This is a genomic window from Thermohalobaculum sp. (assembly GCF_058622915.1).
Window position 1 is genome coordinate 1 of sequence record NZ_JBZSYN010000045.1, and the last position, 13,626, is coordinate 13,626.

Annotated in this window: 11 protein-coding genes; 3 read left to right on the forward strand and 8 right to left on the reverse strand. The window is 70.2% G+C overall.

Annotated elements, in window-relative coordinates; all coding sequences use genetic code 11:
• Positions 1-80: 80 nt before the first annotated feature.
• The 8 genes from hflX to AC32QD_RS03985 form a co-directional block, all read right to left on the reverse strand.
• Positions 81-1,385, reverse strand: a complete 1,305-nt coding sequence (gene hflX / locus AC32QD_RS03950; RefSeq protein WP_492009181.1) for a GTPase HflX — start codon at positions 1,383-1,385, stop codon at positions 81-83.
• Positions 1,386-1,424: 39 nt separating this feature from the next.
• A complete protein-coding gene (hfq, locus tag AC32QD_RS03955; protein WP_492009182.1) occupies positions 1,425-1,667 on the reverse strand; it encodes an RNA chaperone Hfq in 243 nt (80 codons plus the stop codon).
• A 2-nt stretch (positions 1,668-1,669) separates the two neighbouring features.
• The gene (locus tag AC32QD_RS03960) at positions 1,670-3,331 is read right to left on the reverse strand and encodes a TrkH family potassium uptake protein (protein ID WP_492009183.1); all 1,662 of its coding nucleotides are present in this window, start codon (positions 3,329-3,331) and stop codon (positions 1,670-1,672) included.
• 12 nt (positions 3,332-3,343) lie between these two features.
• Positions 3,344-4,717, reverse strand: a complete 1,374-nt coding sequence (gene trkA / locus AC32QD_RS03965; RefSeq protein ID WP_492009184.1) for a Trk system potassium transporter TrkA — start codon at positions 4,715-4,717, stop codon at positions 3,344-3,346.
• Between the two features lie 73 nt (positions 4,718-4,790).
• Positions 4,791-6,230, reverse strand: coding sequence for a nitrogen assimilation response regulator NtrX (gene ntrX / locus AC32QD_RS03970; protein ID WP_492009185.1), 1,440 nt, complete (start codon positions 6,228-6,230; stop codon positions 4,791-4,793).
• A gap of 17 nt (positions 6,231-6,247) precedes the next feature.
• Positions 6,248-8,395: a sensor histidine kinase NtrY-like gene (locus AC32QD_RS03975; protein WP_492009186.1), complete on the reverse strand. Its 2,148-nt coding sequence runs from the start codon at positions 8,393-8,395 to the stop codon at positions 6,248-6,250.
• 238 nt (positions 8,396-8,633) lie between these two features.
• A complete protein-coding gene (gene ntrC, locus AC32QD_RS03980) occupies positions 8,634-10,136 on the reverse strand; it encodes a nitrogen regulation protein NR(I) (RefSeq protein WP_492009187.1) in 1,503 nt (500 codons plus the stop codon).
• Positions 10,133-11,242 (reverse strand): two-component system sensor histidine kinase NtrB, encoded by a 1,110-nt coding sequence (locus tag AC32QD_RS03985; protein WP_492009188.1) that lies wholly within the window; start codon positions 11,240-11,242, stop codon positions 10,133-10,135. Before AC32QD_RS03985 ends, ntrC begins: the two co-directional genes overlap by 4 nt.
• A 149-nt stretch (positions 11,243-11,391) precedes the next feature.
• Between AC32QD_RS03985 and AC32QD_RS03990 the strand changes: the two genes are divergently transcribed.
• Genes AC32QD_RS03990 through AC32QD_RS04000 form a run of 3 tightly spaced genes read left to right on the forward strand, consistent with a single transcriptional unit; the run spans position 11,392 to position 13,617 of the window.
• Positions 11,392-12,579 carry a bifunctional 2-C-methyl-D-erythritol 4-phosphate cytidylyltransferase/2-C-methyl-D-erythritol 2,4-cyclodiphosphate synthase gene (locus AC32QD_RS03990; protein WP_492009189.1) on the forward strand — a complete coding sequence of 396 codons (1,188 nt, stop codon included), beginning with the start codon at positions 11,392-11,394 and terminating at the stop codon, positions 12,577-12,579.
• On the forward strand, positions 12,579-13,133 hold the full coding sequence (locus tag AC32QD_RS03995) for a phosphatidylglycerophosphatase A family protein (RefSeq protein ID WP_492009190.1): 555 nt from the start codon (positions 12,579-12,581) through the stop codon (positions 13,131-13,133). Before AC32QD_RS03990 ends, AC32QD_RS03995 begins: the two co-directional genes overlap by 1 nt.
• Positions 13,120-13,617: a CinA family protein gene (locus AC32QD_RS04000; RefSeq protein WP_492009191.1), complete on the forward strand. Its 498-nt coding sequence runs from the start codon at positions 13,120-13,122 to the stop codon at positions 13,615-13,617. The genes AC32QD_RS03995 and AC32QD_RS04000 overlap by 14 nt, the downstream gene beginning before the upstream one ends.
• Positions 13,618-13,626 lie beyond the last annotated feature (9 nt).

A 13,626-nucleotide genomic window follows, 5' to 3' on the forward strand; every position in this document is an offset into this window, starting at 1 on the left:
ATGGCCACGCGCCGCAGCGTGGCCCCGCCTCACAGCGTGCGCGCCGCGCTCGAGGCCGAGCTTGCGGGCTGAGGCGGTCGCTACTGCGCCGCCAGCGCGGTGCGCCGCACCTCGGCGGCATTCACCCCGAACTCCTTGCGGAACTGGAAGAATTCCTTCTCGGTCATCTCCACGGTGATGTCGACACCGGCGGCGCCGTCCTCGCGCTCGCGCACCTCGCCGTGATCGTAGAGCCACGAGACGGCGCGGCCCTCGTCGTGGCCGACGCGCAGCGAGAACAGCATGCGTCGCGGGAACAGCCGCGCCTCGATCTCAACAAGAAGCCGGTCGCAGCCCTCGCCGGTCGCCGCCGAGGCGAGAATCGCGTCCGCCTCGCGCGCGGCGGCGTTCGCCGCGGCCTGGCGCTCCTCCGGGCCGAGAAGGTCGAGCTTGTTGCGAAACTCGATCATCTGGTCGAGCCGCGGCTCCCCGACGCCCAGCTCGCGCAGCACGGCCATGACATCGCCGGCCTGCTCCTCGGCTCGCGGGTGGGCGATGTTGCGCACATGCACGATCAGGTCGGCCTCCAGCACCTCCTCGAGCGTGGCGCGGAAGGCGGCCACGAGCTGGGTGGGCAGGTCCGAGATGAAGCCGACCGTGTCGGACAGGATCGCCGTGCGCCCCGAGGGCAGCTTGATCCGCCGCATCGTCGGGTCGAGCGTGGCGAACAGCATGTCGTCGGCCTTCACCCCGGCGGCGGTCAGCCGGTTGAACAGGGTGGACTTGCCGGCATTGGTATAGCCGACCAGCGCCACCACAGGGTGCGGCACCTTCTGCCGCGCGCCGCGCTGCAGCTTGCGCGTCTGCACCACCTTGTCGAGGCGGCGCTTGAGCCGGGCGATGCGCTCGTCCAGCATGCGCCGGTCGGCCTCGATCTGGGTCTCGCCCGGACCGCCGATGAAGCCGGTGGCGCCGCGCTGGCGCTCGAGATGCGTCCAGGCGCGGACCAGCCGGCTGCGCTGGTAGGTGAGGTGGGCCAGCTCGACCTGCAGCGCCCCCTCGCGCGTCTGCGCCCGTTCGCCGAAGATCTCGAGGATCAGGCCGGTGCGATCGAGCACCTTGAGCTTCCAGGCCCGCTCCAGATTGCGCTGCTGGATCGGGCTGAGCTCGCAGTTCATGACCACCACATCGATGGCCTGGTCGGCCAGAGACGGGGCCAGCGCCGCGACCTTGCCGGCGCCCAGATAGCTCGCCGGGTTCACGCGCGCCACCGGCGCGACCTCGCGCCCGGCCAGCTCGACCGCGATGGCGCCGACCAGCGCGCTCGCCTCCGCGAGCGCGTCCGAGGGGTCGGCCGCGGCCGGCCCCTTGACGGCAGGATGGATCAGGTAGACGCGAGTCGTCACCTGCGCCCCGCTGTGGCGGTCGTGCTCAGCCGGCCGCGTTCAGCCGTCCTCGCCTCCTTCGTAGAGGCTGACCGGCTGCGACGGCATCACCGTCGAGATCGCGTGCTTGTACACGAGCTGCGACTGCCCGTCGCGGCGGAGCAAGACGCAAAAGTTGTCGAACCAGGTAATCACTCCCTGCAGCTTGACGCCGTTCACCAAAAACACCGTGACAGGGACCTTATGCTTCCTGATGTGGTTGAGGAATGTGTCCTGAAGGTTCTGCTTGTTCTCTGCGGCCATGTCTATCGCCTGCTTTTTTTATCGTCGCTTGCGCGCTTTAGCGTGCGCGGTGCCGGGCTTCTCCCGAAGGCACCGGGCGGACTCTGCGGGTTTGGCGGCCGATTTTCCAGCACTTTCTCTCGACGCCGGAAGCGCGGCCAGGTCTCAGATCCGAATAAGGAAATCACGGCAAGGGTTTCAAGGCGTCCGAGAATCATGGTCGCACCCAGGATCGTCCGTTCGGGACCGTGCAGCCGCGTGAAGTCCACGTCCCCCGGCGCCACCAGCGAGAAGGCCGGCCCGGTGTTGGAGATCGCCGAGATCGCCGCCACCAGCCCGTCCTCGAAGGTCATGCCGGCGATCGTGAGCGCGACCACGGCGAGGAAGATCGCGATGGTGTAGAGCATGATCGAGGCCCAGGCGAGGAAGGCGCCCTCGCGCATGATGCCGCGCAGCCGCTGGCCGCTCGCAAGCACGCTGTAAGGCTGGGCCAGCCGTTCGAGCTCGCGCGCGCCGTGCTGCATCAGCGCATAGGCCCGCACCAGCTTGATCCCGCCCGCCGTCGTTGCCGCGCCGCCCCCGATGGCGCACAGGCCGAGCAGGATCACGCCGGGATTGGCCAGCCCGCTCCAGTCGTGGGCGCTGTCCCACCAGGCGCTCTTGAACCCGGTGGTCGTGAGGAAGGACAGGCTGGTGAAGAAGGTGCCCCACAGCGCGGGCAGCACCTGTGCCGCCTTGCCGACGCTGGCGACCTGCAGGGCACCCAGCCAGTGCCGCAGGAACATCGCCAGGGTCGCGACGACCACCAGCAGCCCCATCAGTCGCAGCTCCGGGTCGCGGTGCCAGCGCACCAGGTCGCCGGGCCGCCGTGCCTCGGCGAAGGTCAGCCGCGTGGCGGCCAGCACCATGAAGATCGCCGCCACGACCTCGGCGGGCAGGCTCGGTTGCGCGGCCAGGCCCTGGGCATTCGGCGAGACCCCGCTGGTCGAGACGATCGCCATGGCGTGCACGGCCGCGGCGAGGTTGCCCTGCCCCAGCGCCGCGAACACGCATCCCAGCGCCGCCGTCAGCATCGCGTAGACCGGCAGCACGGTGCGCAACGCGCGGGCAAGGCGCGCCTCCAGAGGCGCCAGCCTCTCCTCGCGCAGCATCTTTGCACTCGAGGACGACGGGTCCACCGGAAGGCCGCCCCGGCCGCCGCCGAGCGGGATCTCGAAGCCGCCCAAGTTGCGTGGCGCCAGGATGGCAAACGCCGCGGCCAGCGTCACCAGCCCGCCGAACCAGGCCATCATGCCGCGCCACAGATGGATGGCGCCGGGCACCTTGGCGGGCTCGGAATAGATCGTGCCGCCGGTGGTGGTGAAAGCGCTCACCATCTCGAACCAGGCCCCGCCCGGGCCGACGAAGGGCGTGCGCAGCCAAAGCGGCGCCGCGGCGAACAGCGGCACCAGTGCCCAGATGCTGACCAGCTGCATCAGCTCCGAGCGCGCCGCGCCGCCCGTGCGCCGCCCCGTCATCGCCAGACCCATGGTCGCCGCGGCGAAGCCGGTGAAGATCGCCACATAGACGAAGGTCCTGGCCGACGCCGGGTCGCCCTCGACCAGCGCGTAGAGCGCCGGCGCCAGCATGCCTGCGGAGCAAAGCCCCAGGCACAGCGGGAAAACCGGCAGCCGGTAGAGGCTCATGCGCCCCTCCCGTCAGAAGAACTCGGGGCTGACCCGGAAAAGCTGCTCGACCTTGCGCACGGCGCTGCGCACGGCGAACATCACCAGGACGTCGCCGACGCCGATCGTGGTGTCGCCCGTCGGCAGCTTCAGCTCGCCCTCGCTGTGCACGGCCCCGATGATCGCGCCGGGCGGGAAGGCGATGTCGCGCACCCGCTTGCCCGCGATCGGCGAGGTCGCCATCACCTGCGCCTCGATCACCTCGCCCTCGCCGCGCCCGACCGAATAGACCGCGCGCACCCGCCCGCGGCGGACATGGCGCAGGATGCTCGAGACGGTGGTCGCGCGCGGATTGATCAGGGCGTTGACGCCAAGCGGATCGGCGATGCGCTCGAAGGTCGAATCGTTGGACAGCGCGATCGAGATCGGACAGCCCGATTGCCCTGCCAGCGCGCAGCTCAAAAGGTTCGTGCGGTCGTCGTTGCTCAGGGCCACGATGGCGTCCGCCTCGGCGATCCCGGCCTCGGCCAGGATGTCCAGGCTCAACGCATCGCCGTTCAGCACGATGGTTCGCTGCAGCTGGTCGGCGGCGAACTCGGCCCGCGTCCGGTCGCGCTCGATGATCTTGCAGCGCATGTTCGCGGCCTGCTCGATCCGCCGCGCCACGCGCAGGCCGACATTGCCGGCGCCGACCACGACGATTCGCTCCGCCGCCAGATTCTCGCGCCCGAAGATTCCGATCAGGCGATTGCGGTCCTCACGCGCCGTGATGCAGTAGATCTCGTCGCCGGCGAAAAGCTGGTCGTCGGCATGCGCCACCCAGGTCTTGCCCTCCCGACGCACCGCCACCACGATGGCGCGCAGCGTCGAGAACAGCTCGGTGAGCTGGCGCAGCGGCGTGTCGAGGACCGGGCAATCCTCGTCCAGCTTCAGCCCGATGAACTCCGCCGCGCCGCCGAGGAAGGGCTCGATGTCGAAGGCGGCGGTGGCCTCGAGCCGGCGCAGCGTGACCTGCGCCACCTCCTCCTCGGGCGAGATCACCACGTCGATGGGCAGATGGTCGCGGCTGAACAGGTCGCTCCACTCGGGCTCCAGATAGCTGTCGGTGCGAATGCGGGCGATCTTGGTCGGGACCTCGAACAGCGAATGCGCCACCTCGCAGGCAACCATGTTGACCTCGTCCATCGAGGTCGCGGCGATCAGCATGTCGGTGTCGTGCGCGCCCGCACGCGCCAGCACGTCGGGGTGCGAGGCGAATCCCACCACGCCGGTCACGTCGAACGCGTCGGTCACGTTGCGCACCAGCTGCGGGTTGTTGTCGACGACGGTGACGGCGTTGCCCTCGTCCGACAGGTGACGGGCAATCTGCGAGCCGACCTGCCCGGCACCGCACACGATGACCTTCATGGATCACTCCCTCGCCGGCCGGACTCCAGTGGCCGCCACGGCGGCCCAGACTATGAGGCCCACCGGCGCGGGGTCAATTCAGATCGTCCGCCTCGGCCATCTCCTGCTCGCCGTCCTGCGCGTCGATCACGGCGACGCGCGCCCCCCCGCGCGAGGTGGTCATGACGCCGAGCATCTTGAGCTTGCGGTGCAGGGCCGAGCGCTCCATGCCAACGAAGCTCGCGGTGCGCGAGATGTTGCCGCCGAACCGGTTGATCTGGGCGATCAGATACTCGCGCTCGAACAGCTCGCGTGCGTCGCGCAACGGCAGGCTGGCGACCATGCCCATGATTCCGGCGAGTCCGGCATCCGAGCCGTTCGGCCCGGCGGTCCCGGGCAGTTCCTCGGCCTCGATGACCGCTCCGTCGCCGCCCAGAATCAGCACCTGCTCCATCAGGTTTCGCAGCTGGCGCACATTGCCGGGCCACTCGCGCGTCTGCAGCGCGGCAACCGCGCAGTCCTTGAGCCTGCGCCGCGGCAGGCCCTGCTCGCTGGCGAACATCTCGAGGAAGTAATTGGCCAGCTCGGGGATGTCCTCGCGCCGCCGGTCGAGCGGGGGCACCTCGATCGGCACCACGTTGAGCCGGTGGTAGAGGTCCTCGCGAAACCGCCCCTCGCGGATCTCGCGCTGGAGGTCGCGGTTCGAGGCGCTGATCACGCGCACGTCGACCCTGACCGTCGACGTCCCGCCCAGCCGCGAGAAGGCCTGGTCCACCAGCACGCGCAGGATCTTCGACTGCGTGCCATAGGGCATGTCGCCCACCTCGTCGATGAACAGGGTGCCGCCGTGCGCGCGCTCGAAGACGCCGGGCAGAGGCGGCCGGTCCGCGAACTCGCGGCCGAACAGCGTCTCTTCCATTCGGTCCGCCTCGATCGAGGCGGCGTTGACCACGACGAAGGGCTTGTCGCTCCGGTCAGAATGCTGGTGGATGAAGCGCGCCGCCACCTCCTTGCCGGTGCCGGGTCCGCCGGTCAGCAGAACCCGGCTGCCGCCGCGCGCCACGCGCTGCAACTTGTTCCTGAGCGCGTTCATGATCGGCGAGGAGCCGGCCAGGTGGCCGGCCTGCTGCTCGGCCGCCTTCAGCCGCGCGTTCTCGCGCCTCAGCCGTCCGGCCTCCAGCGCGCGCTGCACCACGACCAGCAGCTGGTCCATGTTGAACGGCTTCTCGATGAAGTCGTAGGCGCCCTGCTGCACCGCCGCGACCGCAACCTCGATGTTGCCGTGGCCCGAGATGATGACGACCGGAATGCCGGGGTTGTCGCGCTTGACGCTCTTGAGGATCTCGATCCCGTCCATGCGGCTGCCCTGCAGCCAGATGTCGAGGATGATCAGGTCCGGGGGCGTGCGCTCGATCGCCGCGAAGGCACTGTCCGCGTCCTGGGCGCTGCGGGGCTCGTGCCCCTCGTCCGTCAGCACGTCGCCGATCAGATTTCGTATGTCCTCTTCGTCATCGACGATCAGTATGTCGGCCATGTGTCCTCATCCCTCCTTCACGCGTATTGCGCATGCTTGCCGGATGTTTTTTTCACCGGTCGTCCCGCCGGCTTTGGCAGCTTCAAGATCGCCTCCGCGCCGTCCAGCCCGGAGGAGGCCGGCGCATCGCCCAGCACCAGCTCTCCTCCGTGCTGCTCGACGATCTTCTTGACGATGGCCAGGCCCAGTCCGGTCCCTTTCTGGCGCTTGGTCACGTAAGGCTCGGTTAATCGATCACGATCCTCGGCCGGCAGGCCCAGCCCGTTGTCGGTGATGGTGACGCGCAGGAACCGGCGCCCGTTGCTAAGCCCGACGCGGATGCGCCCGGCGGGCGCCGCGGCCTCCTCCATCTCTCTGCGGCTCTCGATCGCGTCCGCGGCATTTTGCAACAGGTTGGTCAGGCATTGCCCGATCAGCCCCCGGTCGCACTGCACCGTCACCGGCGCCTCGGGGATGTCGACCTCGTAGGCGATGTCGTTCTGCCCTTCCTGCTGCAGCAGCACCGCGTCGCGCAGAAGCGCCCCGATGTCCTCGTCGGCCATCACCGGCTCGGGCATCTTGGCCAGTCGCGAGAAAGCATCCACCATGCGCCGGATCTCCCCGGCCTGCCGGGTGATCACGTCGAGATACTGCTCGAACCCGGTGCCGTCCTCGCCCATGCGCGAGACGAACTTGCGCCTCAGCCGGTCGGCCGACAGCTGGATCGGCGTCAGCGGGTTCTTGATCTCGTGCGCCACGCGCCGCGCCACGTCGCCCCAGGCCGCGGCGCGCTGCGCCGAGGCCAGCGCCGTGATGTCGTCGAAGGTCAGCACGTGCCCTTCCTCGGGCGCGTCAGGCGATTTCGGCGCGACGCGGCCCAGGAACTCACGCCGCTCGCCGCCCAGCGCTGCCGTCACGGCCCCCTTGGCGATGCCCGAGGGCGCGCCGCGCGCCGCCTCGACCAGCGCCAGGAAGGCCGGCGCGACCTCCTCGATCGGCCGGCCCAGCGCCTCGTGCGCCCCCACGCGCAGCATCTCGGCGGCCGCCTCGTTCACCAGGTCCACCCGCCCCCTAGCGTCGAAGCCGATCACGCCCGCCGAGACCCCGGCCAGCACCGCCTCGATGAAGTGGCGGCGCATCTCGGAGTCCTCCTTGGCCGAGACCAGCGCGTTGCGCTGCCGCTTCAGCTGCTCGGCCATGCGATTGAAGATCTGGCTCAGACGGGTGATCTCGTCGTCGCTCTTGGGCTCCTTGACGCGCACGTCGAGATTGCCCGCGCCGATGCTCTCGGCGGCCTGGGTCAGCCGGCCCACTGGCTTGGCCAGATGCTCGGCGAACCACAGCCCCAGCAGGATCGCGGCCAGGATCACCAGCATGGCGAAACCCAGATAGATCACGGCGAAGCTGAACAGGATGCCGTTGCGCTCGCGCTCGAGCCGGTCGTAGAGCTGAACGGTGTTGCGCGTCTTGTCCAGAAGCTTCAGCACGTCGCCCTGCACGTTGCGGGTGACGTAGAGATAGGCGTCGAAGAAATTGGTCAGGTAGACCAGGGCCCGGATCTCGTTGTTCTTCGCGTCCGGGATGACGACGACCTCGCCCGCGCGCGCGCGGTCCATCTGCTCGGGTGTTGGCGGCTCGAACTTGAACAGATAGCTGTACTCGCCCCGCGCCAGGATCTCCTTTTGCGACGAGAACACATAGGCCTCGGGCAGCTCGCGCAGCAGCGCCTGCTTCTGCACCAGCATGGAGAGCTGTTCGCCGTTGATGCCGTGCTCGGCGGCGCGGTTCAGGTCGTTGGCCATGGCCAGGACATCGGCCGTGATGTTGCGCCGGTGCTCGCGCTCGTAGGCCTGCGCCGTTGCCAGCGAGTTGCGCACGACGCTGCCGACCTGTTCGGAAAACCAGCTCTCGATGCCGAAGTTCACCGTCACCGTGGCGAAGACGGCGACCAGGATCGTGGGCAACAGCGCCACCGCCGCGAAGACGCCGGTGAGGCGAAGGTGCAACTTGGAGCCGGCCGACTTGCGCCGCCGCGCGATCACCAGCTCGCTGATCTTCAGTCCGATCAGCGCCGTCAGGATCAGGAAATAGACCAGATCGATGAGCAGGACGACCTTGAGATAGGGCGAGCTGCGCTCTCCCTCCGCGCCGAAGCCCAGCACCGCGGAGTTCGCGGCAGCCAGCACGGGGCCCAGGAAGACCAGTCCGAAGATCAGCCTGCGTCCGAGCCAGCGCGAACGGCGGCGGCCCCTGCCCCCGCGGTTTCCGCGAGGCGTCTGAGCCCCGGAGTCCCGTCCGTTGTCCTGGCTCGCGCCCGGGCCGTTTCCGGATCCGGCCGCCGGGCCGGAAATCGCGCCCAGATCGGTCACACTGCCTCGTGCGTTCCTCGCCCGCTGGAGGGCGATTGTCGTTTGTGTTGCGAAACTACATCAGTTTCTTGCCACGTGTGACCGGAATGTCAAGCTCCCTGATGCGCTTTCGCAGCGTATTGCGGTTGATCCCGAGAAGTTCCGCCGCCTTCACCTGGTTGCCGCGCACCGCCGAGAGCGTCAGCGCGATCAGCGGCAGCTCCACCTCGCGCAGCACCCGATCGTGCAGGCCGGGCGGCGGCAGGCTGTCGCCGTGCATGCGGAAATAGCGCTTGAGGTGGAGCTCCACCGCCGCGCCCAATGTGCGCCCGGCTTCGGCCGCCTCGATGCCAGCCGGATCCCTGCCGCTGGCCGCGCGCAGCTCCGCCTCGATCTCCTCGGCCGTAATCTGGTCGTCCGGGCAGAGCACCGCGAGCCGCCGCATCACGTTCTCCAGCTCGCGCACGTTGCCCGGCCAGGCATGCTCCTTCAGCCGGGCGATGCCTTCGGCCGAGAGCGTCTTGCGCGGCAGGCCCTCCTTCTCCGCCAGGCGCAGGAAGTGGCGCGCCAGGTCGGGAATGTCGTCGAGCCGCTCGCGCAGCGGCGGCAGGCGCACCGGCACGACGTTGATGCGGTAGTAAAGGTCCTCGCGGAACCGGCCGACATTGATCAGCTGGCGCAGGTCCTGATGCGTGGCGGCGATGATGCGCACGTCGGCGCGCCGTGTCGTGCGCCCGCCGACGGTGGTGTACTCCCCCTCCTGCAGCACGCGCAGAAGCCGTGTCTGCGCCTCGGCCGGCATGTCGCCGATCTCGTCGAGGAACAGCGTGCCCCCCTGCGCCTGCTCGAACCGGCCGATGCCGCGCTCGGTCGCGCCGGTGAAGGCGCCCTTCTCGTGGCCGAACAGCTCGGACTCGATCAACTCGCGCGGGATCGCGGCCATATTGATCGCCACGAAGGGCCCGCGCGCGCGCTTGCCGAAATTGTGCAGCGCACGCGCCACCAGCTCCTTGCCGGTGCCGCTCTCGCCGGCGATCATCACGGTCAGGTCGGTATGCATCAGCCGGGCCATCACCCGGTAGACCTCCTGCATGGCCGGCGAGCGGCCGATCAGCGGCAGGTTCTCGTCGCGCGGCTCGGCCGGAGCGGGCGCGTCCTCCCTGACCTTCGCCTGGCGCCTCAGCGCCTTCTGCACGAAATCGAGCAGCTCCTCGAGGTCGAAGGGCTTGGGCAGGTACTCGTAGGCGCCCACCTCGGCTGCCCGGATCGCGGTCAGGACGGTGGTCTGCGCGCTCATCACGATCACCGGCAGATCGGGCCGGCGCCGGCGGATCGCGGGCAGCAGGTCGAGCGCATCGCCGTCGGGCATGTGCACGTCGGTGAGCACCAGGTCCCCCTCGCCCTGCTCGACCATGCGCCACAGCTCCGAGGCCGAGCCGGTCGCCCTCACCCGGCAACCCGCCCGGCCCAGCGCCTGGCTCAGCACCATGCGGATCGAGCGGTCGTCATCGGCCAGCAGCACCGTTGCGCCCGAAGGGACCGCGCTGCGCGCCGCCTCGCTCTGCCCCGCCTCGCTCATGCGGCGTCCTCCTCGGAGTCGCCGGCCGGTTCGGCGCTCGCCTCCGCCGCCATCGGCAGCAGCAGCCGGAACCGGGTGGCGCCGGGCTGGGACTCGCACGAGATCACGCCGCCATGGTCCGAGACGATCTTCGAGACCAGCGCCAGGCCCAGCCCGCCGCCACTGCCCTTGGTGGTGACGAAGGGATCGAAGATATGCGGCAGCATGTCTTCGGGCACACCGCCGCCGTTGTCGGCCACGGTGACCTGCAAGGGCAGGCTCTCGCGCCGCCCGGCGGGCGTGGCCACCTTCATGCCTGCATGATAGGCGGTCCTGACCGTGATGATCCCGCCCACCTGCGGCACCGCCTCGGCGGCGTTCTTCAGCAGGTTCAGCACCACCTGGATCAGCTGGTCCGCATCGCCCATGGTCGGCGGCAGCGAGGGGTCGTAGTCCTGGATGAACCGGGCGTGGCCGGCGAATCCTGCCTTGGCCGAGCGGCAGGCGCGGTCGAGCACATCGTGGATGTTGACCGGCTGGAAGCGGCCCGGGACGATCTCGCCGAACTGCTCCACGCGCGCCACCAGGGCGCCGATCCGCTCGACCTCGTCGCGGATTAGCCCGGTGAGCTCGCGCTCCTCCTCCGAGGCCCCCATCTGCAGAAGCTGCGCCGCGCCCGAGATCCCGGCCAGCGGATTCTTGATCTCGTGCGCCAGCATCTGCGCCATGCCCGCCACCGAGCGTGCGGCGCTGCGATGCGTAAGCGAGCGGTCCATGGTCTCGACGATGGCGCGCGGGTGGATCAGCACCACCGCGCCGGCCTCGCCCTCGCCCATCGGCGCGGCGTGCAGGTCCACCAGCCGCGTCGGAAGCCCTGGCCAGGACAGCTCGACCCCGTATTCGGCCATGTTCACGCGCTGGCGCCGCGCCTGGGCGACGAGGTCCACCAGCCGGCTGCCCTCGCCGGCCATCGCCGGCAACCCGTGGCCGCGCAGGTGGCGTTCCGAGGCGGCGAGGAAGTTCTCGCCTGCGCCGTTCACCGCCACGATCTTGTCCGCACCATCCACCACCAGCGCCGGGTTCGGAAGGCTGTTCCAGATCAGTTCGAAGTCGCGCGCAGCGGTCACGCCGCACCCCCCGGCCATGCAAAAGATTTTGTCTGCCAAATCGCCACGCGGCCCGCAGATGCCCAAGCCGTGAGCAGACACCCGAAATAGCGCCGGCCCTTGCCCCGTGCAAGGCCCGCCACTAGAACCCGCAGAAGAGGGAGGCGCCTGTGCGAACAGCCGTGATCATCGTCGCCGCCGGCCGGGGCACACGCCTCGGCGGCCCGGTGCCGAAGCAATACCGGCGCGCGGGCGGCGAGATGGTGCTCACCCGCACGCTGCGCAATGCCTTGTCGGCCACCGAGATCGATGCCGTGGTCGCGGCCATCGCGCCCGGCGCCGAGGCGCTCTATGCCGAGGCCGTGGCCCCCCTGTCCGACCCGCGCCTGCTGCCCCCCATCCTCGGCGGGGCCGAGCGCGCCGACACGGTGCGGCTCGCACTCGAGGCGCTTGAGCAGGCGGCCCCCGAGGTCGTCCTGGTCCACGACGCGGCCCGGCCCTTCGCCTCGCCGGCCCTCTTTGCCGCGCTCGCTGCGGCAGCCCGTGCGGGCGACGGCGCCATCGCCGCACTGCCCGTCGCGGACGCGCTGTGGCGCGAATCCGACGGCCATGCCGACAGCCCGGTTCCCCGCGCCGGCCTGTGGCGCGCCCAGACGCCCCAGGCCTTCCCCTTCGCCCCGCTTCTCGCCGCGCACCGTGCCGGCGGCCCTGCGGCGCTGGACGATGCCGAGGTATTCCGCCGCGCGGGCCACCGGGTCCGCCTGGTTGCGGGCGAGCCGGAGAACTTCAAGATCACCACCACGGGTGACCTCGCCCGTTCCGAACGGCTCCTGACCCGGGAGGCAGAGATGACTGAGACCCGCACCGGCCAGGGCTTCGATGTCCATCGCTTCGCGCCGGGCGACCACGTCACGCTGTGTGGCGTGCGCATCCCCCACGACCGCGCGCTCGAGGGCCACTCGGACGCCGATGTGGGCCTGCACGCGCTGGCCGACGCGCTCTACGGCGCCATCGCCGACGGCGACATCGGCACCCACTTCCCCCCGTCGGACCCCCAATGGAAGGGTGCCGAGAGCCGTATCTTCCTCAGCCACGCGGGCGAGCGCGTGGCCGCGCTGGGCGGGCGCATCGTCAACCTCGACGTCATGCTGCTGTGCGAGCGCCCGAAGATCGCACCGCACGCCGCCGCCATGCGGGCGGGGATCGCCGCCGAGCTGGGCATCGACCCGGCCCGCGTCTCGGTGAAGGCCACCACCATGGAGCGCCTGGGCTTCATCGGCCGCGAGGAGGGCATGGCGGCGCTGGCCACCGCCACCATTGCCGTGCCGACCGTCGCAACCGCAGGGGAGGCCGCCTGATGCCCGACCGTTTTGCCACCGTCTTCGGACTCGGCCGCCTGCCCGGCGCACCCGGCACCTGGGCGTCCGTGGCGACGATCCCGCTCGCCTGGGGGCTGAACGCGATCGCCGGCTTCTGGCTGGTGGCGCCGGCCACGGTGGCCCTCGCCGTGGTGGGCTACGTGGCCACCGCGCAGATGCTCGCCGAGCGCGGGACCGCCCCGGGCGACGCGGTCGAGCTGGAATGGGACTCCGGGGACAGCGCCTTCGTTCCCGCCGCCGACGACGACCCCTCCGAGGTCGTCATCGACGAGGTCGTCGGCATGCTGATCGCCCTGTGGCCGCTGTCCGCCGGCCTGACGATCGTCGGCGCCGCCTGGTATGTCTGGCCCTGGCCGGGCTGGGTGCTCGGATTCCTGCTGTTTCGCTTCTTCGACATCGTCAAGCCGCCTCCGGTGAGCTGGTGCGAGCGCGCCCCCGGTGCGCTCGGCGTCATGCTCGACGACATCGTGGCCGGGATCCTGACGGCCATCATATCCCTCGTCGCCGCGGGCTTCGCGCATGGCTGGCTTTGACGAGACGCGCCGGCTCGCCGCCGAGCTCTTGCGCCATTGCGAGCTGCGCGGCCTGACCATTGCCACCGCCGAGAGCTGCACCGGCGGCATGGTGATCGCGGCGCTGACCGACATCCCGGGCTCCTCGGCGGTGGTCGAGCGCGGCTTCGTCACCTATGCCAACGCGGCCAAGACCGACTGCCTGGGCGTGCCCGCCAACCTGATCGAGACCCACGGCGCCGTCTCCGAGCCCGTGGCCCGCGCCATGGCCGAGGGCGCGCTGGCGCATTCGCCCGCCGACCTCGCCGTGGCCATCACGGGCATCGCCGGCCCGGGCGGCGGCACCGCCGGGAAGCCCGAGGGCCTGGTGCATTTCGCCTGCGCGCAGCGCAACGGCGCCGTGGCGCATCTGCGCGTCGCTTTCGGCGCCATCGGCCGCGATGCCGTGCGCCGGGCCTCGGTCGTCAAGGCGCTCGAGATGCTGCGTGCCGCGGCCGGGGACTGAGCGTCGCGC

Bases quoted from the DNA above. Each gene is read 5' to 3' on its own strand.
- hfq (WP_492009182.1), bottom strand. From the start codon at position 1,667: ATGGCCGCAGAGAACAAGCAGAACCTTCAGGACACATTCCTCAACCAC.
- AC32QD_RS03960 (WP_492009183.1), bottom strand. From the start codon at position 3,331: ATGAGCCTCTACCGGCTGCCGGTTTTCCCGCTGTGCCTGGGGCTTTGC.
- trkA (WP_492009184.1), bottom strand. From the start codon at position 4,717: ATGAAGGTCATCGTGTGCGGTGCCGGGCAGGTCGGCTCGCAGATTGCC.
- ntrX (WP_492009185.1), bottom strand. From the start codon at position 6,230: ATGGCCGACATACTGATCGTCGATGACGAAGAGGACATACGAAATCTG.
- ntrC (WP_492009187.1), bottom strand. From the start codon at position 10,136: ATGAGCGAGGCGGGGCAGAGCGAGGCGGCGCGCAGCGCGGTCCCTTCG.
- AC32QD_RS03995 (WP_492009190.1), top strand. From the start codon at position 12,579: ATGCCCGACCGTTTTGCCACCGTCTTCGGACTCGGCCGCCTGCCCGGC.
- AC32QD_RS04000 (WP_492009191.1), top strand. From the start codon at position 13,120: ATGGCTGGCTTTGACGAGACGCGCCGGCTCGCCGCCGAGCTCTTGCGC.